We start from the raw sequence: 480 nt of genomic DNA, 5'->3' as shown, positions 1-480 counted from the left end.
ACCATAAAGACACAAGTGTCAGATAGTCTCTTAACGCTTGCATTCTCAATGAATACTTGGACTTTCTCATTTCCCAAATTTTTAAAGAGCTACCGAATCATGAAGATTACGGTTTCCGACCAAAAAGCCAGAAGCAAGCAACACAATGCTTGATTCTGACTTCTTCAACGCTTCTACCTAAGTCAACACTTGGTGGAGCCTAGCGGGATCGAACCGCTGACCTCCTGCGTGCAAGGCAGGCGCTCTCCCAGCTGAGCTAAGGCCCCATTTTAAATGCTGAAAATGGTAGGTCTGGGCAGATTTGAACTGCCGACCTCACCCTTATCAGGGGTGCGCTCTAACCAACTGAGCTACAGACCTATGCAAAGCGTCTACACCCTTTAATTACCAGACAAGCAAACGTGTGGGCCCTGAACAGGACGGAAATCTTTGTCGTTAAGGAGGTGATCCAGCCGCAGGTTCCCCTACGGCTACCTTGTT

2 tRNA genes are annotated in these 480 nt (G+C 48.1%); both read right to left on the bottom strand.

The features are described 5' to 3' along the window. Positions 1-190: 190 nt before the first annotated feature. Positions 191-266, bottom strand: a tRNA-Ala gene (locus GQF00_RS14830). A gap of 17 nt (positions 267-283) precedes the next feature. Next, a tRNA-Ile gene (locus GQF00_RS14825) sits at positions 284-360 on the bottom strand. Positions 361-480: the final 120 nt, after the last annotated feature.

It is taken from the genome of Alcanivorax sp. DP30, from assembly GCF_009882945.1.
Classification (GTDB): Bacteria; Pseudomonadota; Gammaproteobacteria; order Pseudomonadales; family Alcanivoracaceae; genus Alcanivorax.
This window is presented reverse-complemented; position numbering and strand designations above follow the sequence as displayed.